The organism is Gracilibacillus dipsosauri (assembly GCF_003176895.1).
Taxonomy (GTDB): Bacteria; Bacillota; Bacilli; order Bacillales; family Amphibacillaceae; genus Gracilibacillus; species Gracilibacillus dipsosauri.
In genome coordinates, this window is sequence record NZ_QGTD01000011.1 from 23,067 (window position 1) to 46,482 (window position 23,416).

The window sequence follows — 23,416 nt, forward strand, 5'->3', positions numbered from 1 at the left end:
ATCTATTTCATGAGTTTGATGTTCAATAAAGTTACGTACAAGTCGAACAAAACTTTGATTAATAAGATTCGTTTTTTTAACAACCATTTTGTAAGCGGTTTCTATTAATGGTAGAACCAAAATATAATATTCATTGGGGGTTGGAAAATGAAAAGCAGAAGAAGTTTGCTCATATTACTTTTTGGATTTGTTGCCATGCTTTTAGTCGCTTGTGGTGGTGGAGATAGCTCAGAGGAAGCTACCGAAACAGTAACAGCTGGTGATGATATCGAAGATGCCACAGAATTAAAGCTTTGGACCTTTGTAGAGTTGCATAACGATTTTTATATGGATGCTGCTGAAAGATGGAATGAGGAAAATCCAGATAGACCAATTAAACTGACAGCTGAGACCTATCCGTACGATAATATGCATAACAATCTCTTGCTTTCATTACAATCAGGAAAAGGAGCACCAGACATAGCAGATATTGAAATTGGTCGTTTTCCTAACTTCCTAGAGGGTGAACCACAATTATTAGCCATGAACGATTATGTAGAACCAGAAATAGATAACTTTGTCAAATCTCGCTTTGAGATCTATGCAAAGGATGGTAACTATTATGGAATGCCAACACACGTAGGGGCATCTGTTATGTACTACAATACTGAGATATTAGAAGCTGCAGGAGTTAACGCAGATGATATCAAAACATGGGATGACTTTGTAGAAGCGGGTAAAAAGGTTGTAGAAAATACAGATGCAATGATGTTTAATACATTCACAGGCGATTATCTTCCATACTTCCAAATGGTATCACAACAAGACTCTGATTTCATTGATGAAAACGGAAACATTACCATTAATAGAGAAGAAAATATACGAGCACTAGAATTATTGAAGCAAATGCAGGATGAAGGAATTGCGGAAGTGGGACCAGGCGGTGAACCACATGCAGAGGAATTTTATGCTTATATGAATGATGGAGGAGCAGCTGCGATTAGTATGCCAATCTGGTATATGGGTCGTTTCACAGATTATATGACAGATTTAGAAGGAAAAATGGTAGTCCGTCCAATGCCGGCATTCGAAGAAGGTGGCAAGCGGTCTGCCGGTATGGGTGGAACGGGTACTGTTGTAACGAATCAAACAGAACATCCAGAGTTAGCGAAGGAATTCCTTGCTTATGCAAAACTTTCCAAAGAGGCGAATATCAAGTTATGGACAGTACTAGGCTTCGATCCTCCACGTCATGATGTGTGGGATGATCCAGCTATCCTAGAAGATAATAAGTTCTTCCAATTCTTTGGTGATGATATCTTTGACACATTGAATGATATAAAAGATGAAATTAATGCATTGAATATTACGGAAGATACACCAACAATTGCAACAGAGCTAAATACAAATACGTTAAATAGTGTATTAAGGGACGGATCGCAAACCGCTGAAGAAGCACTTAATAAGGCACAAGAAGCCGTTGAATCGCAAACAGGCAGTGAATAAGAAAAATGGGGCTATTCCATATTGTATGGGATAGCCCTTGCTATTTAATGTAAACCAAAATTGTTCCACGGAAGGTTAGTAAAACATGATTGAAAAAGCTTACAAACAAGTCTATGATAATATAGTAGAAAGAGGTGATTGGAAATGAGAACATTATATATCGATTGCTTTTCAGGGATAAGTGGTGACATGACAATCGGTGCATTATTGGATACTGGAATTTCGATAAAATTTTTAGAGGAAGAATTATTCAAGCTAGGTATACACCAAGAATATGAGCTGAAGACAGAACGAGTGAATAAAAATGGAATCTCAAGCTTGAAGTTTGATGTGTTATTTGATGATCATCATGAGCATGGGCACCATCATCACCATCACGATCATAATCATGTTCAAGAACACGATCATGATCATGGGCATCATCATAAGCATGGCCATCATCATGAGCACGAGCATAACCACCAACATGACCATCATCACATCCATGATCACCACCATCATCGTACATATAAAGATATCGTCGAATTAATTGCCAATTCTGAGTTAAGTGATTCTGTCAAAGAAATATCCCAAAAGATATTTCGCGTAATTGGCGAGGCAGAAGCGAAGATACATGGGATGGATTTAGAGAAAGTACATTTCCATGAAGTCGGAGCAATTGATTCGATTATTGATATTGTTGGAACAGCAATTCTTATCGATAAGTTAGCGGTGAATCAAATTATTGCATCACCCGTTCCAACCGGCTCAGGAAGAATTAAGATTGATCACGGTATTTATCCAGTCCCGGCACCAGCTACACTTGAGATTTTAAAAAATGTCCCACTTCAAAATATCGATGTAACAGCAGAGTTAACAACTCCTACCGGTGCAGCCATCATAAAGGTGTTAGTTGACGAATTCAGTCAATCGGTACCAAGTATGAAGATCAACCAAACCGGATATGGTGCCGGTACGAAGACCTTTAGAGAACATCCAAATGTTCTTCGAGTAATGCTAGGTGATTTCTAGTTGTTTATATTAAACTGTAAGATATTAAAGTTGACATAACAAAAAGAGGAGGGAGAAAATGGGGGGAGAAGGAAGCGAAAGAGAATATAATACTCAAAGAACGGTAGGGGTATGGTTAGTTTATGTTGGAGTTATTATTATTGTTTCGGCGATAATGGGTGGAGACTTATTTATTCATCCGTTTATTATGGGGTTTGGTTATTTTATTGGTTTTTTCTTAATTCTTGTTCTTCCTTTTCTTAATAACAAGCTATCATATGGTAAGAATTCTAAGTTTCAAGATAGAATGGACAATATTTCGGTTGTTGTAACTATTGTTCTCTGTACGATTTGTGGGTTAATTATTGGCTCTGATGATTTAAGATTGCTTTGGCTATGTATTTTTACCATTATAGGTATTCATTTCTTTGGTTTTTATTTTTCTCAAGGTAAAATAATTCTCTTGTTAGGGGTATTGACGACAGTGAACTCAATAATGGGAATCCTTTTAGTTAGTGTTCCTTTTCTTTTGTTCGCAATGATTGACGGTATTTTAAAAGTAATTTATGGGTTCAAAATGCTCCTTATGAAACGTCAAACGAAAAATTCAAATATGGGTGATGAAGCATTAAACAACTTCAACTAAAGGGAGCGCTAGTTCAATAAGGGAAGAAAATAGGAGTAAAAACGCGCAAATTTGAATTGCACCCCAATTGTTGGACACAATCTAACAATTGGAGGTGCAGTTTTTGTATGCTAATTGTAATGTTACTCGTTTGGAATTGAAATGCTAAATGGACTGTTATTTTGTTTGTTAATTAACATTTTCCTTCCCAAGACCTGTACCCGTTACTTTATGAAGTGGGTTTTTTTTTCTTTACATATTTTTTGTTAAAATACCTTGCATTATTAAGTAATTTATATTAGAATACTTAATGTTATTAAGTAATATAGGGAGGTAAACAGATTGAATAAGGAAATGCTGAAAGGTACAATTGATCTTCTAATACTATCCCTATTATTAAATGAAGATAGCTACGGCTACCAGATATCTAGAAAAATAAAAGAAAGAACGAGCGGCTCATTCGAACTACAGGAAGCCACCTTATACTTATCACTTAAACGCCTAGAGAAAAATGAGGCCATTACTTCTTATTGGGGCAAGGAAAGTCAAGGTGGAAGGAGGAAATATTACAGAATAACCGATATTGGCAAAAAGCAGTACATACAATATAGTGAAGATTGGAAACAGATGGTCCAGATGATGAACGCTTTTATATAAGACAAGAAAAGGAGAAGAGAATATGGATTTTAGTGCAGAGCTTCTAACATTAATTAAGTATTTTATATTAGGTCTTGTCCAAGGGATTACAGAACCAATCCCCATTTCCTCAAGTGGACATTTAATTATTTTTAGAGAACTATTTGGAGTGAAGGCAAACGGATTGTCCTTTGAGATTTTTGTCAATTTTGCTTCTTTACTTGCTGTTTTAGTCATTTATCGAAACGATATTATTCGATTAGTGACAAATGGTACAAGGTATATCGTGAAAAAAGAAAAGGAAGAGTCTGATCGCAAGGACTTTCAATTTATTATCTATCTAATTATTGCTACCATTCCAGTTGGGGTTTTTGGTGTGCTATTTGGTGATGCTATTGGCGATGCATTGAGTAACACTAAGATTGTAGGGTTTACGTTACTTATTACAGCTGTGGCTCTATGGCTTATTCGTAACTTAAGAGGTCGTAAGAATGATGGAGATTTAACAACAAAGGATGCTATTATTGTGGGTCTTGCCCAAATGGTTGCCCTAACGCCTGGAATTAGCCGATCAGGAGCTACCATCGTTGGATCAATGCTAGTTGGAATGAAACAAGAAACAGCACTTCGTTTTGCTTTTCTACTTTATATTCCAGTAAGTTTAGGTACAGGGATATTAGAAATACCGGAAATTCTGAAGGACCCAAATATAAATTCTCTACTAATCCCATATATTATTGCCTTTATTACCACCTTTATTGCAACCTATTTCGCTTTAAAATGGTTTATGGATATTATGGCAAAAGGAAATTTAAAATATTTCTCTTACTATTGTGTAATTGTAGGGATTCTCGTAATTTTGTTCCTATAATTTTCTGAAATGGAGGTATAAGCTATGCGCAATTGGATAATCAAGATTACTAGTTTCAATGATTTGAAAAACAAATGGTTATTATGCCTCTCTGTGATCATTTTTGCTACCACACTTTATATAGATTATAAGGATCATCCTAGCTATACTCCTTTTGCTATACTCCTTTGCTATGGCTTTGCTATTGTTATAGCTGGGATGTGGTCGATAATTAATTACATTAATCATATAAAAATCCACGCTATGTATAGAAAAGATCATGATCTTGCCTCTTTTGTTGAAAGACTAGCAATGGATAAGGATGAAAAGGCAGAATTACTAGCATACATGGAGGATTTTAAAGCAGACTTAATTGAACAGGGGAAATCATCAGAGGAGGCAGCTAAAATTGCCCTTCATCATTTCACCATGCAGGAATTCGAAAAACTAGCCAAGGATTCTACCATTTTTAAGCTTCCTGCCCATTATTATTTGTGGGGTTATACGGCATTATTAGCTGTTGTGTTTATCTTCACACTAATTCTCGTGAATCTCTGGACGAGTCCTGTGATCATGGTGGTCATCGAAGCCACTTCCTTTGCTTATGCATTTGGGTTTGCTACTGTCTTTTTCATGTATAAAGTAATTGATATGATGATATATAAAAAGCTATAAAAAATAGGACGACTCCACTCGTAGATTGAGTGGAGTTTATTTATACGTGGGACGTAAAAACATATAAGATAAAAGAATATATCTTGTTGAAAGGGATTGGAGCAGTTGAGATCACCAAGATAAAAGAATATATCTTCTCAAAAACGATTAGAGGAATCAAGATAACCAAGATAAAGGATATATCTTGGGGAAAACGACTAGACGAGACAAGATTACCAAGATAAAAAATAAGCCCTCCAGAAAACTAGGAGGACTTTACTCAGCCAAAAACCTAAGCTTCTTTGCTTTTATAGCGTAAGCGGTATTTCCCTGGAGTAATACCTTCCATTTTACGGAAGGATCTAATGAAGTTTTGTGAATTATTGTATTGTAATTCCTCGGCAATGTCTTTTACAGATTTATCCGTTGTGGTTAACCAATCCTTCGCTTTATTCAAGCGGTAGCGGAGTAAATACTCACTAAAAGAGAATTTCGTTTCTTTTTGAAAAATACTGCTCAAATAGTTTGGATTATAGTGTAGTTCCGCTGCAATAATATCAAGAGAGATATCTTTATTAAAGTTTTCGTGTATAATGCGAATCATCTTGTCAGAGATTCTTTTGTTTTTACTTTCATCCTTTGCATCTAAATTCGTAATAAGTGGCTGAACGATTCGATGGACAACCCATTCTTTCATTTCTTCTAATGAATGTAGATTTTGATAATGAGTAATCATTTCCGTCGAATCAAAATCCTCTACACTGATTCCGAGCAATTCCTTTAATTCAAATAATTCATAGAAAAATCTTGATAAAATAATTTCTAATTGCTGATGATGAATATCATGCTGATCGATATAGTCAAAAAACTTATCGATCTCCTCTGTTGCCTGACCTTTCTCACTCAATTTTATCGCATCAAAAATCTGGTTTTTGATAGCAACAGGATATGGGGCGATGCTCGAATATCTTCGGTTTAAGTTTTTATAATAAATAATGGAGGATTCACCCATTTTTAAACGATATTTTAATGCTTCCTTACTCTCCTTAAATGCTTTATTAGAATCACAAAGATTAACATAACGTAAACTAATTCCGATACTGACACTTAAATGAAGGAGCTCTTTCACCTTTTGTTGAATTAACTCGACTTGCTGGTTAATGAGGTGAGTATAATCAGAATCCTTCTCACAGTCAGTTATTAAAATGGTTGTTTGAGTATCATTAAGTACAACTGGTGTAAACCGTTGTTCACTAGGAATGATATCCTCCATTAAATTATTAATAGCAAATAATATTAGGTCTTGGTCATTTTTATTAAACTTATTTTGGTCGATGGCATCTACCTTCAATGAAAAGACAGTCAACCAGGACCAGCTTTCTACGTAATGAAAATTCTTTATTTTAGTGTGTAACTCACTTTCACTTACCTTGCCTTGTAATAAACGCATCATAAATAATTGCTTTAATTGGGTAACTTGGTTCTGGACACGTTGTTCTAGCTGATTATTCTGACTTAATAGACTTTCAATATGTGTTTCTATCAATTCAAACTCATTTCGATTACTACTAGCAGCTGTTGTTGGATTGATAGCATTTTTCAATCGTTTAATCGGTTTGTACAAGACCTTACTACCAATAACAGCGAAAATAACCGAGATAATTAATAAAATACTAATAATTAATAAGGTAATCCAACCAATCGAAGATGATTTGACATGCAAATCACTTAGTTTTACAAAGGATAAATAAGTCCAATTATTATAAAGGGATGTTTCGTAGCTTATCTTAAATTCGGTACCATTAAAAGTGTAATTAAATTGGCCCTTCGTTGCTTCTCGGTCAATTTTGTTAAAGAGAGAGGTAGGAATATACCCATCCTCGCCAATATAGCTCGGATTACTTTGGGAGATCGTTTGATTATTTTCATCTAATATTAAAAAAGATTCACTATCATTACTTTCCGCCATAATTTCTGTTAATTCACAGGCAGGAATCAAAACACTGATAATTCCTGTTGGATCACTGGATAAAATCGGTAGCTTTTTAACTAAATTGATGTAATGGGAACAACTATTCTTGGTTGCGTTTGGAAACTGAATATCACTTGATTTTTCTAGGATCCAAGAGGTTTTTTTTGGTGTATTCATATAGCCTTCATGTATTTGCTCATTGGTCTTTGCATCAAGGTTGACAAGACCATTATTATTGATCAGCCAATCTTCCTTAAAACTAACAAAAACAATATCCTCAATCCCTGTTTCGAGTGTTTGTAAATGATTCAAATCTCTTCTTAATTTGTGAAAATCTTCAAAAGCAAGCGCATTCATATTTTCGTTTAAAAATTGCTTTGTCTGTGTAGAACGAACAAAATAAGTAGTAGAAAGATCTACATACCTTAGAGCCTGTTCGATATTTGTCTTAATTTGAAAAATATTTTGCTTTTTTTCATCATTGGAGTAATCAATGATGGCTTTGGAAGATTGCCAATAAGAAAGACTACCAGTAATAATAACAGGGACGGTACTTAATATAATAAGGAAAGCAATTAACTTAAAGTAATGCTTGGTAGATAATTTTTTCATAGGCATAACTTCCTTATCAAAAATTTATTTCTCACGTTAATTTGTCGTAACAGAATGATCGATTTGCTCTTGTTGAACTTGGAGTAATTGCTGAAAACCTAGATGTGCAAAAAACATAATGATGTAGGCACTAAAGCTAAAACTAAAAAATAGTCCAACACCTGGAAATTTAAAGGATAAAAAATACACTCCAGCTAATATCGTTACCATACATATAGAGTAGTGTAATTTAATAGCTCCGATCGTTACAGCATATCGAATATACTGCCAAAAGGATAATTCAAAATGGACATATACCGGCACGACATATAACACTAACATGAGATAAAAGAAAGTAGCCATAACAAAAATACCTAATAAAACGGAGTGAAAGCTAGTATCACTCATTAAGCCAGCATATTTTAGGAAAACAGACAAGAAATATCCTAATCCATAAAGGACAACGCCGAATAAATTCGCTTTCCAAAAATGAGATTTAAAAGCGTCGACAAAGGTTGATAGAATAGGTGTATCTGTTTCTTTTTGAATCCACTTTCTTACAATAGTAAACATGGCGATCGTAGCAGGCATTAATCCAAATAAGATAAGGCCAATTAAAGTGCCGAGTAACCAAATTAAATTTAACCAGGCAAATCTTGTTACCCATGTGCATACCTTATAGAGACTTGCCCAAATACCTGTTAATTCCATCATAAACTCACCTAATTTCACTTTCATTATTACTATATAGAATACATATAAATCAAGAAGAAGTAAACCAGAAAAATGAAACGCTTACATTCGATAATCATTATATGAGATAGTTCTAATCCTTATGACATAACGATTGTAATGATTTTGTAACATAAAATAATCATTATTTCATCACTTCATAATCAATAAGGAAAAATGATTATTTCAGAAAAAAATCTCTAATTAAAAGCTTTTTGTAGTAAACGTTTTCATCGGCTGTGAAAAAGTGATTATATACAAGGTGGTATCTATTGCTTACTATGGTAGATGTACAACGATTCAGTTGTAACAAATTAAATAGATATTTGGAGGGTGGTTAATTTGAGTAACTGGAAAAAGATAATGGGGTTAATGCTACTTGCCGTCTTATTACTCGTGACAGCTGCTTGTAGTGACAGTTCTTCAGAAAGCAGTGGAGATAATGAAGGATCTGAAGAAGGATCAGATGGAACTTTTTCTTTTTCAATGATGGCAAACTTACACACACCAGAGGTTCCTGATGAAAAGGTATTAAATAAGATAGAAGAAGTAACAAACACAGATATTGAGATTCAATGGGTACCAGATAACAACTATGAAGACAGATTAAATACAGCTTTTGCAACAAACTCATTACCAGATGCTGTTTTCTTAAAAAACCAAGCTACCTTTATACAATTCCGTGAAGCAATACAGGATGGTCAGTTTTGGGAAGTTGGACAGTATTTAGACGAGTTCGAGAACTTATCTAAATTGAAACAGAACGTATTAGACAATACGAAGGTTGATGGGAAATTATATACTTTATACCAAGGTCGCCCATTATCACGTCAAGGTATTATCTATCGTACAGACTGGGCAGAGAATTTAGGCTTAGAAGCACCTACGACAACCGATGAGTTTATGGAAATGGTACGAGCTTTCACAGAGGATGACCCAGATGGAAATGGAAAAGATGATACTTTCGGCTTAACAGATCGAAGTGATTTAATCTATGGAGCATTTAAAACGGTTTCCTCTTGGTTTGGAACACCTAACTATTGGGGAGAAAAGGATGGTCAGCTATTACCAGAATTTATGTTTGATGAATACGTACAAACAATGGACTTCTTTAAAGAAATGCATGAGAACGGATACATTAATCAAGACTTTCCTGTAACAAGTAAACCGGATCAACAAGAATTTATTAAAAACGGTACAGCAGGTGTTTATGTAGGTGCGATGAGTGATGTAGGTAGCTTACGCGATGATGCAATTGCGATCAATCCTGACGCACAATTTGATGTACACAATCATGTAGAAGGACCAAATGGTGAGTTTGGCATATGGTCGATTCCGGGCTATGGTAACTTAGTAATGTTCCCTAAGAGCTCTGTTGAATCCGAAGAGGAATTGAAGAAAATCTTAGGCTTCTTTGACCAAATGATGTCTCCAGAAGTAGCTAATTACGCTTACTGGGGCTTTGAAGGAGAGCATTATGAATTAGTAGATGGAGCTGCTAAAGTATTAGATTCCGATATAAATGAACGCGAGGTAAAACCATATCAAGCAATTGAAATTGGAGAGCCTGAAACAAATGGTCGTTACTTAGGCTATTTTGATTATGAACCAAAGGCAAAATCGGAGGAATTATTCCTTGAAAATGAAGAACACCTTATTAATGATCCAACAGTGCCACTTTATTCGGAAACATACGTAAAAGAAGGTGGTACACTGCAACAGATCATTACAGACGCTACGTATAATTACATTCTAGGTCAAATCGACAAAGATGGATTTGATAAAGCCATTGAAGAATGGAAGTCACAAGGTGGAGATAAGATTATAGAAGAATATAATGCATCCTACGAAGAATCAAAATAAAAATTATGCTCAGGGCTCTTAGATCACTTAAGAGCCCTGAAATTTAACTGAACTACTATTGTCTGTTGCTTAGAAGTTCCTATAATGAGGAGATGATCATTATGTTATGTTAGTTACTTTTATGAACAACAATTCTTAAGAATAAGCTTATGGCAGTAGTGAAAGGTAACTCGTAAGATAATGATTATTTACGTTATATGAATTCTCACGTACGATTTGGATAAGCAGATGCATAGGTAGTGATACTCAGAGGAAAGGAAAATGTCTATGGAAACAACAATTTCTCCGAAACAAGAAAAAAGAAATTACAAAAAAATGAGGAAATCAGAGTTATGGAAAAGAATTAAAAAGAATAAATTGATTTATTTAATGATTCTGCCGGGTCTTCTCTATTTTTTCATTTACAAGTATTTACCGATGTATGGGTTAATTATTTCATTTCAAGAGTATAAGCCTTACTTAGGTATTTCGGGAAGTGAATGGGTAGGATTGGAGCATTTTAAACGATTGTTTGCAAGTCCTGATTTTTGGATGATCTTTAAAAATACGTTAATATTGTTCGGTTTGCAAATATTTGTTTATTTCCCGATTCCGATTATTCTATCGTTAATGTTAAATGAAGTGCGACATAGCTTTTTTAAAAAGGGTGTTCAAACACTTGTGTATATTCCGCATTTTATGTCATGGGTAGTTATTGTATCTATTTCATATGTCATGCTAACACTTGATGGTGGTATTGTAAACGCAATCATAGAGTCGCTAGGATTTGAGAAGATTAATTTCTTGCTGAATGAAGATTGGTTCCGACCGATGTACATTTTACAAGTTATTTGGCGAGAGGCCGGCTGGGGTACAATTATCTTCTTAGCAGCCATTACTGCAGTAGATCCTCAATTATATGAAGCAGCAAGAATGGATGGAGCAGGTCGATTTCGCCAAATGTGGCATATAACCCTACCTGCGATTCGAAATGTAATCATCGTTTTATTAATTTTAAAAATTGGGGATGTATTGGAGCTAGGTTTTGAACATGTGTACTTATTATTAAATTCCTCTAACCGTAATGTTGCCGAAATATTTGATACGTATGTTTACGTAGCTGGTTTACAGCAAGGGCAATTCAGCTATAGTACGGCTGTTGGCTTCTTCAAGGGTGCCGTTGGATTGATTATGGTTGTCTTTGCGAACTGGCTAGCGAAGAAATTCAATGAAGAAGGAATCTACTAAGATTAGGCGAGGTGAAGATAATGGCCAAAAAGAAAAGAATAACAATGGGGAGCAGAATGTTTGATTTCTTTAATTACTTTTTGCTTGCATTGATTGCGCTAATTACCGTTTTACCATTTATCCACGTTGTAGGTAGTTCATTTGCTACAAGTGCAGAGGTGGCGAATACGAAATTTTTACTCTTTCCAACTAAATTCACGCTAGATGCATATGAGTACATCTTTTCCACAGATACGATTTTTAAAGGCTTAGGTGTTTCCGTTATTGTGACACTAGGTGGTACGTTATGGAGTATGTTTTTTTCTACCTTAACTGCTTATGGATTAGCAAGAAAAGATTTGGTCGGTCGTCGTGTGATCAATTTCTTGATTGTTTTTACATTACTATTTAATGGAGGAATGATCCCTACCTTCTTAGTTGTTCAACAGACTGGATTACTAAACTCCTTATGGGCCTTAATCATTCCAGTAACTATTAATGCTTTTAATATGATCATCCTCAGAAGCTTTTTCGTTAATATTCCGGAAAGCCTAGAGGAATCAGCTAAGATCGATGGTGCCAATGACTTTAGTATACTCTTTAGAATTGTACTTCCGATTTCATTGCCAGCTATTGCGACGATTTCCTTGTTCTATGCGGTTACTTATTGGAATACGTACATGCATGCCATCCTTTATTTAAGTGATGCAGGCAAATGGCCAATCCAAGTTCTACTGCGACAAATCGTTGTTCTTGCCAGTGGTTTGACATATGATGGGGCAGCCTATACGGATGTTCCACCACCAGAAACAACGATAAAGATGGCAACGATTGTTGTAGCTACAGTACCAATTCTATTAGTCTATCCGTTTTTGCAAAAATACTTTGCGAAAGGTGCTTTACTAGGCTCTGTAAAAGGTTAAGACAATTAATGAGAGGAAGCATAACACAATGGACTGGCGGGAAGAGAAATTACAGCAATTAGATCAATTATACGAGGGAATGTTCGACTGGTTAATGAAACAATATGACCCTGAAACAGGTGGCTTCTATTATGCAAGAAGCTCGGTAGAAAACGAAGACTTCACTCCAGATATAGAATCTAGTGCACAAGCATTGAATATACTAATTCGGCATCATCTATTAGAACAGATGCCGAATCCCATAAAAGGAAAAATGGTACAATTCTTTCAATCGAAGCAAGACGTAAAAACTGGATACTTCTATGATCCACATCCAAGAATGAAAGAGGATGAAGTAATGGTTCACCGAGCGCTGAATTATTCACTAAACTCCTTAAAAAGGTTAGGGGCATCGAATCGATATCCTCTTCCTCTTTCTTTACGAGAAGCTCCTGCTTATACTACTTCTGTAGAAGCATATCGCGAGAAATGGGAGAGTATTGATTTGAGAAATAGTTGGAGAGGCTGCGATTTATTAGCCTCCTCTACCGTTTATATAAGAGAGATGCCAAAGGAAACGCAAAGAAAATTTGTCGATGCCTTTGCAGCCTATTTAGCAGGTCTTCAAGATAGGCAAACGGGTTTGTGGGGAGAAGGATCTGTTTATGAAAGAATATCTGGAACTTTTAAGTTGCACACCTTTTACCGAAGCTATCAGATTCCAATGCCTAATAAGGAAAGAATTTATCAAAGTATTCTTAGATGTCTACGGCAGGAAGAGGCTATCGATATGTGTTATATCCGAAATCCTATTGATCTCTTATCCTATTTAGCCTTAGATATTCCAGAGGAAGAGCTTAAGGAGATTACATCAATTACGATCGAGAATATGTCAAGGCTTAAGAGAGCAGATGGTGCTTTTTCAAGAGAACTTGCCCATTCACCAAAGGCGCCGAATGTGGCTCAAGTGAAAGAGGGAGATTACTATCCTAACATGCCAGAACCTGTCCAGCTCGGAATGGGATTAGTGGAGGGTGATATGAATGCTACTACCCAAGCAACTCTTATACGTATCCAACTTCATAAATTGTTAGGAGTAGATTCAAAAGCCATCATAGCTAACAGTGAATTTTGGAATAATTAAAATAGTGGAAAGAAGTGTTACCGTTCATGCAACAAGACAGAATCGAGAAGGAAAAGCATTTATCTAAGCATGCTATTAATATTCTCATCAACCATGCGATCTTTCAGTTTGGTGGTTCCCTTTCCATTATTTTTGTCAATTTATATTTATGGCGATTGACGAATAGCTTATGGGTGAATGGAATCTATAATTTAGTAGCCATTTTATCACAGGCTGGAACTACTTTTTTTATAGGCAAAATGTCAAAAAGAAAAGGCAGAACAACTATTTATCGCTATGGCATCGTGATGACTGCCTTATTTTATTTATTCATTGTTATTGTCCAAGAGCAAATTGTCACTTATTATTATTGGTTTGCTTTGTTGAGAGGGATCGCACAAGGCTTGTATTGGGTTGCGTACTTTACGATCGTTCATGAGGTATCCTCTGATCATAATCGACATCGATATTTAGGCTGGAATCAAATGGTCATGGGAACAACGAATTTGATAGCGCCAGCATTAGCCGGATTTGTGATTGAATTATTTACAGGCTTGACTGGATATGTGATCATCTTTTCGATTGCATTTTTGATGTTTTTTATTGTGACATTAAGAAGCTTCCAAATGGTAAGAGAATCCATACGCCATCGCAATTATTATATGAAATATTTAGGACTTATCGTAAAACGAGAGCGGAGGTTTATAAGTGCCTTAGCAGGATGGTTGGTCATCGGTTTTCCACAAGGGATATTGATGTACATGACACCAATCTTGATTTATAGCATTTTTGAAGATGAAGCGGTAGTTGGATATTTAAATGCAGGATTTCTAGCAGTGTCTATTTTCGTAAGTTTTATCTTTTCTCGTTTTGCTAATATTCAAGATACGAAGCGTTATCTTTGGATAGCAGCGATAGGCTTTTTATTAGCTGGAAGCTTTTTAACCTGGGAAATCGCGATGTGGAGTGTGATCTTCTTTATGATTACGCAAAATATGGTGAAGCCCATTCAAGCAAATGCTTATGCAGCTTATTATTTTCATTGGATCAATAGAATTCCATTGAAAACAGAGTTTCGAGTGGAGTCGATAGTATTAAGAGAAACTATCATTAATCTAGGTCGTGGATTGGGTATTATCCTATTTATGATCTTTTCCAGTGGCATAGATACAAAGACTGTTGCCTTTGTCATTATTGGCTCAATGGCCATTCAATTATTTTTACCAATGTTAATCACAGATAAGGAGGATGCATAATGAGTGTCATTAATCAATGGGAGCAAGCGGAACCAGGGGTGAAGCGAAAAATTCATCGTCCTGGAAACAAGGTGATGATGATGGAGGTTGTCTTTGAAAAAGGTGCGGAAGGTTCTAGTCATCATCATCCACATGAGCAATTAACCTATTGCCTTGAAGGGAAATTAGCTTTTCAAGTGGATGAAAAGGAAATAGTTATTGAAAAAGGTGAAACCATACATATACCGTCCAATGCGGCCCATGGAGTGAAGGCATTAGAACCTAGTAAGCTATTAGATGTATTTACCCCATTAAGAGAAGATTTACTGAAGGAGTGATGACATGGGTTTTTATGATATTACAGAATTCGGTGCATTGCCTGATGGTAGTGACGTTAGTACGAATGCTATCCATCAAGCAATTCAAGCATGTACAAAAGCGGGTGGAGGAACGGTTTATGTTCCAGCAGGTAAGTTCATAACAGGACCAATCCAATTAGTGAGCAATCTAACCTTATATTTAGATGCAGGTGCAGTCCTGTCCTTTATCGATGATTTCGATCAATTTCCAGTGGTGAAAACGAGATGGTCTGGCTATGTATGTCATGGGTTTATGCCGCTTGTTTTTGCACAAAATGCGGAAAATGTAACGATTAAGGGTGAGGGTGTGTTGGATGGAAATGGGCAAGCCTGGTGGGAGATCAATGGCAAGCTGAGAAAAGGAGAGCATTATGAATCGCTAAAAACAAAGGAAATTGCAAAAGCGAATGCCCTCTTTACAGAGCCAGCAGATACAAATCTTGTAGAATGGCCATCACAATTCTTGCGACCGCCATTGATTCAATTTTATCAGGTGAAAAATGCAAGCATCAGTGGAATTACGGTTACTAACTCTCCTTTTTGGAATACACATCTTGTCTTCTGTCAAAACATATCGGTGCATAATGTTCATTTCTTAAACCCTTCTGATACACCGAATGGAGATGGATTGGATATTGAATCATGTCTTAATGTACGAGTTTCTGACTGTCATTTTGATGTTGGCGATGATTGCGTTGTACTCAAATCAGGTATTAATGAAGATGGTCGCCAATACAATGTACCGACGAAAAATGTAACCGTAACGAATTGTACGATGCACCATGGCCATGGTGGGGTGGTGTTTGGTAGTGAAAATTCAGGTGGTATCGAAAATGTAGCGATATCTAATTGTGTATTTAATGGAACAGATCGTGGAATACGAATGAAAACGAATCGAGAGCGTGGTGGTTTTATTCGTAATGTTTTAGTGAATAACGTCTTGATGGAAGATGTATTGTGTCCTTTCACGATTAACTCCTTCTATCGTCACGGAGTAAATAGAAGTAACCCAGAATTATTGGATGCTAAAGCTATTCCAATCAGTGAAAAAACGCCTATAGTAGAGCAGGTTCGAATTAGCCATGTGACAGCGAAAAATTGTCGAGCAGCAGCGGGATTCCTTTATGGGCTTCCAGAAATGCCGGTAAAGGAAGTGAGCCTAGAGCATGTCACCATTGAGATGACTCAGGATTACCATGTTCCTGGAGGAGAACCAGATATGGTTAGAGAGGTTATCGAAATGGCTGGGGAAGGTATGTTTGCGAAATATATTAACGACCTTCAGCTTCACCATGTTCGAATTCTAACAAGAAAAGGTCCTGGGCTAGTAATAGAGGAATCAAATGATATTATGCTTGAACAGTTTGCTTTAAAAAATAAAGAGATGGGTACTCCAGTGGTTGTATCTAAGAACACAGAGAGTATTCATGTAAACGGAATACAAAGAGATCAGCTAGGCGATGATTATTTGAAAAGAGTGGAAAGTGAGGTTACTCCATAATGAAAACCTACCAAAATCCGATTATTCCCGGTTTTTATCCAGATCCATCCATTTGTCGAGTAGGAGAAGACTATTACCTTGTGACATCAAGCTTTGAATATTTCCCAGGTGTGCCAATATTCCATAGTAAGGATTTAGTCAATTGGCGTCAGATTGGTCATGTATTAGATCGACCGGAACAATTGAATTTAGATCAGACTCCTAATTCTAGAGGGATTTATGCACCGACGATTCGTTATCATGATGGCATTTTTTATATGATTACAACATTTGTCGTTAGTCAAACAGGTGCTAGACGTAATTTTTACGTAACGGCAACAGATCCCGCTGGTCCGTGGTCTAAGCCTAATTGGCTTGAGGATGCACCAGGAATTGATCCCTCCTTATTATTTGATGATGATGGAAAGGTCTACTATACAGGTAATCGCAAGCCACCATCAGGTCCGAAATATAAAAAACACAATGAGATTTGGCTTCAGGAATTAGATCTAGAGAAAAAGCAATTAGTCGGACCTAAATATAGTCTGTGGGATGGTGCGCTAAAGAATGCTCATGCGCAAGAAGCTCCGCACTTATATAAAATAAATGGTTGGTATTATTTAATGATTGCAGAAGGTGGAACAGGACATACACACGCTGTGACCATTGCACGTAGTAAAAATGTAACGGGACCATATGAAATGACGGAGACGAATCCTATTCTTACACATCGACATTTAGGAAAAAATCACCCAATCGTCAATATCGGTCATGCCGACATTGTGGAGACACAGGATGGTGACTGGTGGATGGTTTGTCTAGGATCACGTCCATATGGAGGCTATTATCGAAATTTAGGACGAGAAACCTTTTTAGTACCGTTTATTTGGGAGGACGGCTGGCCCATTGTTAATCCGGGAAAAGGCTTTGTAGAAGAAGAGATGCCTTTTCCGAAGTTATCGGAGCACAAATGGCCTGCTTTACCACAAGCTGATTCATTTGATGCAGATACACTAGATGATCAATGGAATTTCTTAAGGACACCACGTGGAGATTTTTGGTCATTGTCAGAAAGGTCCGGATTTTTAAGATTAAAAGCGAAAAAAGAAACCATTATGGAAGAGGAAAATCCTTCTTTTGTAGGAAGAAGGCAACAGCATATCGACTTTTTCGCACAAACTGTAATGGAATTTAGTCCAACACAGGATAATGAAACAGCTGGTATTGTCTTATTGCAGAATCAGGACTTTCAATTCCGAATGGAGGTAGTGCTTGAAAAAGGCGAGCGTAATATTCAATTAATAAGAAGAGAAGCAGGTGTGGATAAGCAAGTAGCTAAAAAGCCGATTAATAGTAGCAAATTATATTTGAAAGTAGAGGCTAATGGCCAAAGCTATCAGTTCTATTTTGCGGAAAAAGCTCTAGATTGGGTAGCATTGGCATGTGACGTGGATGGCACGATATTAAGTACAGATAAAGCGGGTGGCTTTGTTGGTGCTTATATCGGGATGTATTGTTCAGCAAATGGGGAAGACAGCAGCAATTATGCAGATTTTGATTTGTTTGAATATCACGGAATTTCTTAAATAGAGAGGGGTCAATGAAATGGTAGTAAAACAAAAAACAGCACTAGATTGGGCAAGGCTTGCTTGTGATACTTTAATGAATCAATACGAGCCCGTCAAACTTCCTCCAGCAGATCGCTGGCATTATCATCAAGGTGTCTTTTTGTGTGGAATGTATGACGTATGGAAATTAACGGGTGAACCAAGATATTTTCATTATTTTAAGGAATATGTAGATAAGTTGATCGATGAAGAAGGGAACTTCTATTTCGCTAGAAGTGAGCTTGATGCGATTCAACCAGGTTTATTATTACTACCTCTTTATCAGGAGACAAAGGAGAATCGTTACAAGGTCGCTGCAGCTAAGCTACGCCATTTATTAGATACATTGAACCAAACAAAAGAAGGTGGTTTCTGGCATAAGGACAAATATCCTTATCAAATGTGGCTAGATGGCTTATATATGGCGGGACCTTTTACAATTCAATATGGCCAAATGTTTGATGAACCAGAGCTTATCGATCTAGTAATGGAACAAGAAAGACTAATGCGAAAGAACACCAAAAAGGAAAATGGCTTATATTACCACGGTTATGATGAAAGCAAAAAAACCCCATGGTCCACAGCAAAAGGCCACGCTCCAGAGGTGTGGGGACGAGCGCTTGGCTGGTATAGCATGGTGACAGCAAACTTTATCGAGATGCTTCCAGAAGGTCATCAGAAACGAGCGGAATTAAAGCACGTCGTGAAGGAATTAATCGATGCACTGATCGAATTTCAGGATGAAAAGACCGGATTATGGTATCAAGTGGTGGATAAAGCGGACGAACAGGATAACTATTTAGAAAGCTCCTGCTCCTGTTTGTTTACTTATGCGATTGCAAAAGCAGTCAACAAAGGCTATATTGACCGTAGTTATTGGGCTAATGCGGAAAAGGCATATCAAGGACTTCTGGAGAACAAAGTACAATTGGATGAGCAAGGAAACTTTCTTTTACATGATATTTGCATAGGAACATCGATTGGCACGTATGATTATTATGTACACCGTGATACAAGTACGAATGATCTACATGGAGTAGGTGCATTTATTTTAGCGAGTATTCAATTAGCTATTGGGAATGAGCAAGGCCAATGAAAAAGATACAGCTATTTATAGCCGGAGACTCAACGATGGCGGATTATGAGGATAGTCACTATCCACAGATGGGATGGGGACAAGTATTGCCTTATTTTTTTACCGATGAAATAAAGGTGCAAAATCATGCCGCTTCTGGAAGAAGTACAAAATCATTCCTCTCTGAAAATAGATGGACTGAAATGGAACGACAATTTCAATCAGGGGATTATGTGCTTATTCAATTTGGACATAATGATCAAAAATTAGATAAAGAACGAGCCACAGATCCTTTTACTACTTATCAAGAGAATTTGCGTATTATGATAGCAAGTGCTAGAGACCATGGAGTAACCCCGATTCTACTAACCTCAATCGCTAGAAGACATTTTGATGAAAAAGGCTTCTTAAAAGACACCCATGGTCATTATCCAGATGCAGTTCGCCAGCTCGCACTTTTAGAAAAGGTGGTTTGTATCGATATGCTCCAAAAAACGTCAGAGGCGATAGAAAGGTTAGGGCTCAATGAATCAAAGAAGTGGTTTATGTGGCTTGAAACAAACCAATTTTCTTCATATCCTGATGGGGCGAAGGATGATACTCATTTACGGGAAGAAGGAGCAATGGCTCATGCAGGAATCTTTATACAGGAGTTAATAGAAAGGAGTCATCCTTTAAGTAGATATGTCAAAAAGATAGAGGTGACCGAATGAACAAATTACGTGTATTATCCAATATTGAAGTCCAAAAAGTAGTAGCGGTGATTCGTACAGATACGGAAGAGCAAGCTTTAAAGGTCGTGGATGCCTGTATAGAAGGTGGAATAAAAGCGGTGGAGCTAACTTATTCGATTCCCCATGTAGAGAACGTTATCGAGCAGTTAGTAGAAAAATATCGAGGGGGGAAGGAGATAACGATCGGCGTAGGTACCGTATTAGATGCCTATACAGCAAGACAGGCGATCTTTGCTGGCGCTACCTTTATTGTCAGCCCATCATTTGATGCAGCTACAGCAAAACTTTGTAATTTGTATCAAACCCCATATATGCCGGGTTGCCTAACTGTTACAGAGATTAAGGAAGCAATGGAAAGTGGAGCGGATGTAGTAAAAGTATTCCCTGGCAGTAATGTGAGTCCTGGATTTCTAAAGGCTGTACATGCCCCAATCCCTCAAGCGAACATGATGCCCACAGGGGGAGTGAATCTAGACAATATAAAGGATTGGCTGGAGGCAGGTGCCATTGCTGTGGGGATAGGAGGAAATCTCGTAGCCCCAGCTAAAATGGGTGATTATACAAAAATTACAGAGCTTGCAAGGCAATATGTAGCAAAAGTAAAAGAGGCGAGTGTATGAGGGTAGTTACGTTTGGCGAAATGCTAATGCGTCTCACCACAGATCCTACAGCTAGACTTCAGCAAACGAATCAGTTCAGTTTTTATTATGGGGGAAAAGAGGCTAATGTTGCCGTTTCACTTGCCAATTTTGGAGTGAATACGAGTTATATTAGTCGCGTTCCACTTAATCTTATTGGTGACACTTGTGAAAGATATTTACGTGGTTGTAGTGTGGATACGTCTTTCTTATTAAAGGGTGGTGATCGCTTAGGACTGTATTTTGTCGAATCAGGAATTGGCAACCGTCCTGGTCAGGTCATCTATGATCGGAAGTTTTCTAGTTTTTCGCAAATAAAGAAGGAAAACATAGAATGGGATCGAATATTAGAAGGTGTAGAACTTTTTCATACGACAGGTATTACGTTAGCGCTCTCAGAGGAGCTCCAAGAGATCACGATAGAAGGAATGAAACGAGCGAAGGAACAAGGAATAAAGGTTAGCTTTGACTTCAACTATCGTGCAAAGCTCTGGAGTCAACAAGAAGCAAGTATTGTCATCCAAAAGGCTTTGCCATATGTCGATATAGCCTTTTGTAATCATATGGATGCTATTTATCTATTAAATATCGAACCAGTCGAAGAAGAGCTAACGCATAAAGAGAAACTACAGTATTATTATGATAATATCCGAGAGTTATATCCAAATATCGAGCTATTCGCTTCGACGAAAAGGGATGTAAAATCGTCATCTGTTCATTTTTTACAAGGTTATCTATATAGGGAAGGGATGCTCGAGCAAACAGCTACTTATACCATTGAACCAATTATTGATCGTATTGGTGGGGGGGATGCTTATGCAGCAGGAATTCTATACGGGATTCTCCATAGATGGAACCCGATAGATATGGTACGTTTCGCAACAGGTGCAAGTGTATTGAAGCACACTGTCAAAGGAGATGGCAATGCCTTTTCCGTACCTGAGGTGGAGCAATTTATCCAAAGTATAAATCAAGAGATTAATCGATAATTTTCAAGGAGGAATTATTCATGGAAGTACGTTATGCCAACCATCCAGAGGAGATTAAAAGATATAACACAGACGAGCTGAGAGAAAAATTTCTAGTAGAAAAACTATTCGAAGCAGGGAAGGTTCATTTAACCTATACACATGTTGACCGTATGATCTTTGGTGGTGTGACACCTTCATCTGAAGAATTAACGATTAAATTAGATAAACAACTAGGGGTTAGCTATTTTTTAGAGCGAAGAGAGCTTGGGATCATTAATATTGGTAATGATGGCTATGTCCTACTAGATGGGGAACGTTATGAAATGAAACGACATGACGGTCTATATGTAAGTAGAGGAACAAAAGAAGTATGGTTCGGCTCCAATGATCCGGCAGCACCTGCGAAATTCTATATTAATTCAGCACCAGCACACCATACTTATCCAACCGTGAAGATCGATATTAAAGATATTAAGCCACTGGAATTAGGAGAGCCAGGTACGTTGAATGAACGAAAAATTCACCAATATATTCATCCAAATGTGTGTGAAAGCTGTCAATTACAAATGGGCTTAACGATGCTTATGCCAGGAAGTGTTTGGAACACGATGCCTGCACATACTCATGACCGTCGAAGTGAAGTCTACTTATATTTTGATATGGAGGAAAATACGCGTGCCTTCCACTTTATGGGCGAGCCAGAAGAAACAAGGCATCTTGTTCTGAAAAATGAACAAGCCGTTATCTCACCAAGTTGGTCCATCCATTGTGGTACAGCAACTAGTAACTATACATTCATTTGGGGAATGTGTGGCGAAAACATTACTTATGATGATATGGATCATATAAGTATGGATCAGTTACGATAAGGAGGTAGTGTTATGAGTGCAGGAATCCAAGATTTTTCACTAAATTATTTTTCATTAAAAGGAAAAACAGCGATCATTACTGGTGGTAACACGGGTCTTGGTCAAGCGTATACCGTTGCACTGGCAGCAGCTGGAGCGGATGTGTTCGTTGTGACACATGGAACGAATTGGGATGACACAAAAGCATTATTAGAAGGAAAAGAAGGGAAAGCACAATTCTATCAGGCTGATTTAATGGATCGTGAGCAACTATCCAATGTGGTTCCTGCTTGTCAAAAGGAGTTTGGCACAGTAGATATATTAGTCAACAATGCTGGGACAATTCGCCGTAATCCTTTATTAGAGTATAAGGATGAGGATTGGGATGATGTGATGGCACTAAATTTGGATGCTGTCTATTTTCTAAGCCAAGCGGCAGCAAAGGCTATGGTCGCACAAGGTTCAGGCAAAATCATTAATATCGCCTCCATGCTCACATTCCAAGGAGGAAAATTTATACCGCCATATACAGCAAGCAAGCATGCGGTAGCGGGCTTGACTAAATCGTTTGCCAACGAATTAGCAGAGCATGGGATCCAAGTGAACGCAATCGCACCTGGATATTTTGCAACCAAAAATACAGCGCCCATCCGTGCCGATGAAAAACGAAATGCAGAGATTTTATCAAGAATTCCTGCGGGCTATTGGGCAGAGCCAAGTGATTTAATGGGTACAGTAGTCTACCTCGCAAGCCGAGCATCTGATTATATGAATGGTCATGTATTAGCCGTAGATGGTGGCTGGTTAGCAAGATAATAAAAGAGTGACTAGCTGTTTGGT

General features: G+C 37.3%; 22 protein-coding genes. 20 read left to right on the forward strand and 2 right to left on the reverse strand.

Translation table 11 applies throughout. The features are described 5' to 3' along the window. Positions 1-147 precede the first annotated feature (147 nt). The 6 genes from DLJ74_RS12245 (at position 148) to DLJ74_RS12270 (ending at position 5,261) form a co-directional block, all read left to right on the forward strand. Entirely contained in the window at positions 148-1,485 is a 1,338-nt protein-coding gene (locus tag DLJ74_RS12245) for an ABC transporter substrate-binding protein (protein ID WP_054788464.1), read from the forward strand. A 144-nt stretch (positions 1,486-1,629) separates the two neighbouring features. Beyond that, complete coding sequence (larC, locus tag DLJ74_RS12250) at positions 1,630-2,496, forward strand: nickel pincer cofactor biosynthesis protein LarC (protein ID WP_109984686.1); 867 nt, start codon at positions 1,630-1,632, stop codon at positions 2,494-2,496. Between the two features lie 58 nt (positions 2,497-2,554). Further along, complete coding sequence (locus DLJ74_RS12255; RefSeq protein ID WP_109984687.1) at positions 2,555-3,121, forward strand: DUF6609 family protein; 567 nt, start codon at positions 2,555-2,557, stop codon at positions 3,119-3,121. Between the two features lie 321 nt (positions 3,122-3,442). Continuing rightward, positions 3,443-3,757: a PadR family transcriptional regulator gene (locus DLJ74_RS12260; protein WP_245902330.1), complete on the forward strand. Its 315-nt coding sequence runs from the start codon at positions 3,443-3,445 to the stop codon at positions 3,755-3,757. A 22-nt stretch (positions 3,758-3,779) separates the two neighbouring features. Then, positions 3,780-4,607 carry an undecaprenyl-diphosphate phosphatase gene (locus DLJ74_RS12265; protein WP_054788466.1) on the forward strand — a complete coding sequence of 276 codons (828 nt, stop codon included), beginning with the start codon at positions 3,780-3,782 and terminating at the stop codon, positions 4,605-4,607. A 24-nt stretch (positions 4,608-4,631) separates the two neighbouring features. Further along, positions 4,632-5,261 carry a hypothetical protein gene (locus tag DLJ74_RS12270; protein ID WP_054788467.1) on the forward strand — a complete coding sequence of 210 codons (630 nt, stop codon included), beginning with the start codon at positions 4,632-4,634 and terminating at the stop codon, positions 5,259-5,261. A gap of 271 nt (positions 5,262-5,532) precedes the next feature. Here the strand turns inward: DLJ74_RS12270 and DLJ74_RS12275 are convergent, their stop codons facing one another. After that, entirely contained in the window at positions 5,533-7,824 is a 2,292-nt protein-coding gene (locus DLJ74_RS12275) for a helix-turn-helix domain-containing protein (RefSeq protein WP_109984688.1), read from the reverse strand. A gap of 36 nt (positions 7,825-7,860) precedes the next feature. Continuing rightward, positions 7,861-8,514, reverse strand: a complete 654-nt coding sequence (locus tag DLJ74_RS12280; protein WP_109984689.1) for a YesL family protein — start codon at positions 8,512-8,514, stop codon at positions 7,861-7,863. Positions 8,515-8,898: 384 nt separating this feature from the next. On the opposite strand from DLJ74_RS12280, the gene DLJ74_RS12285 reads away from it, so the two are divergent. From DLJ74_RS12285 to kduD, 14 genes are all read left to right on the forward strand, one after another. Further along, a complete protein-coding gene (locus DLJ74_RS12285) occupies positions 8,899-10,398 on the forward strand; it encodes an extracellular solute-binding protein (RefSeq protein WP_109984843.1) in 1,500 nt (499 codons plus the stop codon). A gap of 267 nt (positions 10,399-10,665) precedes the next feature. Further along, positions 10,666-11,625, forward strand: a complete 960-nt coding sequence (locus DLJ74_RS12290) for an ABC transporter permease (RefSeq protein WP_109984690.1) — start codon at positions 10,666-10,668, stop codon at positions 11,623-11,625. A gap of 20 nt (positions 11,626-11,645) precedes the next feature. Next, entirely contained in the window at positions 11,646-12,527 is an 882-nt protein-coding gene (locus tag DLJ74_RS12295) for a carbohydrate ABC transporter permease (protein WP_109984691.1), read from the forward strand. A 28-nt stretch (positions 12,528-12,555) separates the two neighbouring features. After that, on the forward strand, positions 12,556-13,650 hold the full coding sequence (locus DLJ74_RS12300) for a hypothetical protein (RefSeq protein ID WP_109984692.1): 1,095 nt from the start codon (positions 12,556-12,558) through the stop codon (positions 13,648-13,650). A 26-nt stretch (positions 13,651-13,676) separates the two neighbouring features. Next, positions 13,677-14,885 (forward strand): MFS transporter, encoded by a 1,209-nt coding sequence (locus DLJ74_RS12305; protein WP_109984693.1) that lies wholly within the window; start codon positions 13,677-13,679, stop codon positions 14,883-14,885. Then, a complete protein-coding gene (locus DLJ74_RS12310; RefSeq protein WP_109984694.1) occupies positions 14,885-15,202 on the forward strand; it encodes a cupin domain-containing protein in 318 nt (105 codons plus the stop codon). Before DLJ74_RS12305 ends, DLJ74_RS12310 begins: the two co-directional genes overlap by 1 nt. Before the next feature lie 4 nt (positions 15,203-15,206). After that, positions 15,207-16,724: a glycoside hydrolase family 28 protein gene (locus DLJ74_RS12315; RefSeq protein WP_109984695.1), complete on the forward strand. Its 1,518-nt coding sequence runs from the start codon at positions 15,207-15,209 to the stop codon at positions 16,722-16,724. Further along, the gene (locus tag DLJ74_RS12320; protein WP_109984696.1) at positions 16,724-18,289 is read left to right on the forward strand and encodes a glycoside hydrolase family 43 protein; all 1,566 of its coding nucleotides are present in this window, start codon (positions 16,724-16,726) and stop codon (positions 18,287-18,289) included. The genes DLJ74_RS12315 and DLJ74_RS12320 overlap by 1 nt, the downstream gene beginning before the upstream one ends. A 19-nt stretch (positions 18,290-18,308) precedes the next feature. Next, the gene (locus DLJ74_RS12325) at positions 18,309-19,406 is read left to right on the forward strand and encodes a glycoside hydrolase family 88/105 protein (protein ID WP_109984697.1); all 1,098 of its coding nucleotides are present in this window, start codon (positions 18,309-18,311) and stop codon (positions 19,404-19,406) included. Beyond that, positions 19,403-20,098, forward strand: coding sequence for a rhamnogalacturonan acetylesterase (locus DLJ74_RS12330; protein WP_109984698.1), 696 nt, complete (start codon positions 19,403-19,405; stop codon positions 20,096-20,098). Before DLJ74_RS12325 ends, DLJ74_RS12330 begins: the two co-directional genes overlap by 4 nt. Continuing rightward, a complete protein-coding gene (locus tag DLJ74_RS12335) occupies positions 20,095-20,739 on the forward strand; it encodes a bifunctional 2-keto-4-hydroxyglutarate aldolase/2-keto-3-deoxy-6-phosphogluconate aldolase (protein WP_054788473.1) in 645 nt (214 codons plus the stop codon). The genes DLJ74_RS12330 and DLJ74_RS12335 overlap by 4 nt, the downstream gene beginning before the upstream one ends. After that, positions 20,736-21,746 carry a sugar kinase gene (locus DLJ74_RS12340; protein ID WP_109984699.1) on the forward strand — a complete coding sequence of 337 codons (1,011 nt, stop codon included), beginning with the start codon at positions 20,736-20,738 and terminating at the stop codon, positions 21,744-21,746. The genes DLJ74_RS12335 and DLJ74_RS12340 overlap by 4 nt, the downstream gene beginning before the upstream one ends. Positions 21,747-21,766: 20 nt before the next feature. Continuing rightward, positions 21,767-22,597 carry a 5-dehydro-4-deoxy-D-glucuronate isomerase gene (gene kduI / locus DLJ74_RS12345; RefSeq protein WP_054788474.1) on the forward strand — a complete coding sequence of 277 codons (831 nt, stop codon included), beginning with the start codon at positions 21,767-21,769 and terminating at the stop codon, positions 22,595-22,597. 12 nt (positions 22,598-22,609) lie between these two features. Then, a complete protein-coding gene (gene kduD / locus DLJ74_RS12350) occupies positions 22,610-23,392 on the forward strand; it encodes a 2-dehydro-3-deoxy-D-gluconate 5-dehydrogenase KduD (RefSeq protein WP_109984700.1) in 783 nt (260 codons plus the stop codon). The last annotated feature ends 24 nt before the right edge of the window (positions 23,393-23,416 follow it).

Excerpts from the sequence above, each read along its gene's own strand:
- DLJ74_RS12245 (WP_054788464.1), top strand. The coding sequence starts at position 148 with ATGAAAAGCAGAAGAAGTTTGCTCATATTACTTTTTGGATTTGTTGCC.
- larC (WP_109984686.1), top strand. The coding sequence starts at position 1,630 with ATGAGAACATTATATATCGATTGCTTTTCAGGGATAAGTGGTGACATG.
- DLJ74_RS12255 (WP_109984687.1), top strand. The coding sequence starts at position 2,555 with ATGGGGGGAGAAGGAAGCGAAAGAGAATATAATACTCAAAGAACGGTA.
- DLJ74_RS12265 (WP_054788466.1), top strand. The coding sequence starts at position 3,780 with ATGGATTTTAGTGCAGAGCTTCTAACATTAATTAAGTATTTTATATTA.
- DLJ74_RS12270 (WP_054788467.1), top strand. The coding sequence starts at position 4,632 with ATGCGCAATTGGATAATCAAGATTACTAGTTTCAATGATTTGAAAAAC.
- DLJ74_RS12275 (WP_109984688.1), bottom strand. The coding sequence starts at position 7,824 with ATGAAAAAATTATCTACCAAGCATTACTTTAAGTTAATTGCTTTCCTT.
- DLJ74_RS12280 (WP_109984689.1), bottom strand. The coding sequence starts at position 8,514 with ATGGAATTAACAGGTATTTGGGCAAGTCTCTATAAGGTATGCACATGG.
- DLJ74_RS12285 (WP_109984843.1), top strand. The coding sequence starts at position 8,899 with ATGGGGTTAATGCTACTTGCCGTCTTATTACTCGTGACAGCTGCTTGT.
- DLJ74_RS12290 (WP_109984690.1), top strand. The coding sequence starts at position 10,666 with ATGGAAACAACAATTTCTCCGAAACAAGAAAAAAGAAATTACAAAAAA.
- DLJ74_RS12295 (WP_109984691.1), top strand. The coding sequence starts at position 11,646 with ATGGCCAAAAAGAAAAGAATAACAATGGGGAGCAGAATGTTTGATTTC.
- DLJ74_RS12300 (WP_109984692.1), top strand. The coding sequence starts at position 12,556 with ATGGACTGGCGGGAAGAGAAATTACAGCAATTAGATCAATTATACGAG.
- DLJ74_RS12305 (WP_109984693.1), top strand. The coding sequence starts at position 13,677 with ATGCAACAAGACAGAATCGAGAAGGAAAAGCATTTATCTAAGCATGCT.
- DLJ74_RS12310 (WP_109984694.1), top strand. The coding sequence starts at position 14,885 with ATGAGTGTCATTAATCAATGGGAGCAAGCGGAACCAGGGGTGAAGCGA.
- DLJ74_RS12315 (WP_109984695.1), top strand. The coding sequence starts at position 15,207 with ATGGGTTTTTATGATATTACAGAATTCGGTGCATTGCCTGATGGTAGT.
- DLJ74_RS12320 (WP_109984696.1), top strand. The coding sequence starts at position 16,724 with ATGAAAACCTACCAAAATCCGATTATTCCCGGTTTTTATCCAGATCCA.
- DLJ74_RS12325 (WP_109984697.1), top strand. The coding sequence starts at position 18,309 with ATGGTAGTAAAACAAAAAACAGCACTAGATTGGGCAAGGCTTGCTTGT.
- DLJ74_RS12330 (WP_109984698.1), top strand. The coding sequence starts at position 19,403 with ATGAAAAAGATACAGCTATTTATAGCCGGAGACTCAACGATGGCGGAT.
- DLJ74_RS12335 (WP_054788473.1), top strand. The coding sequence starts at position 20,095 with ATGAACAAATTACGTGTATTATCCAATATTGAAGTCCAAAAAGTAGTA.
- DLJ74_RS12340 (WP_109984699.1), top strand. The coding sequence starts at position 20,736 with ATGAGGGTAGTTACGTTTGGCGAAATGCTAATGCGTCTCACCACAGAT.
- kduI (WP_054788474.1), top strand. The coding sequence starts at position 21,767 with ATGGAAGTACGTTATGCCAACCATCCAGAGGAGATTAAAAGATATAAC.
- kduD (WP_109984700.1), top strand. The coding sequence starts at position 22,610 with ATGAGTGCAGGAATCCAAGATTTTTCACTAAATTATTTTTCATTAAAA.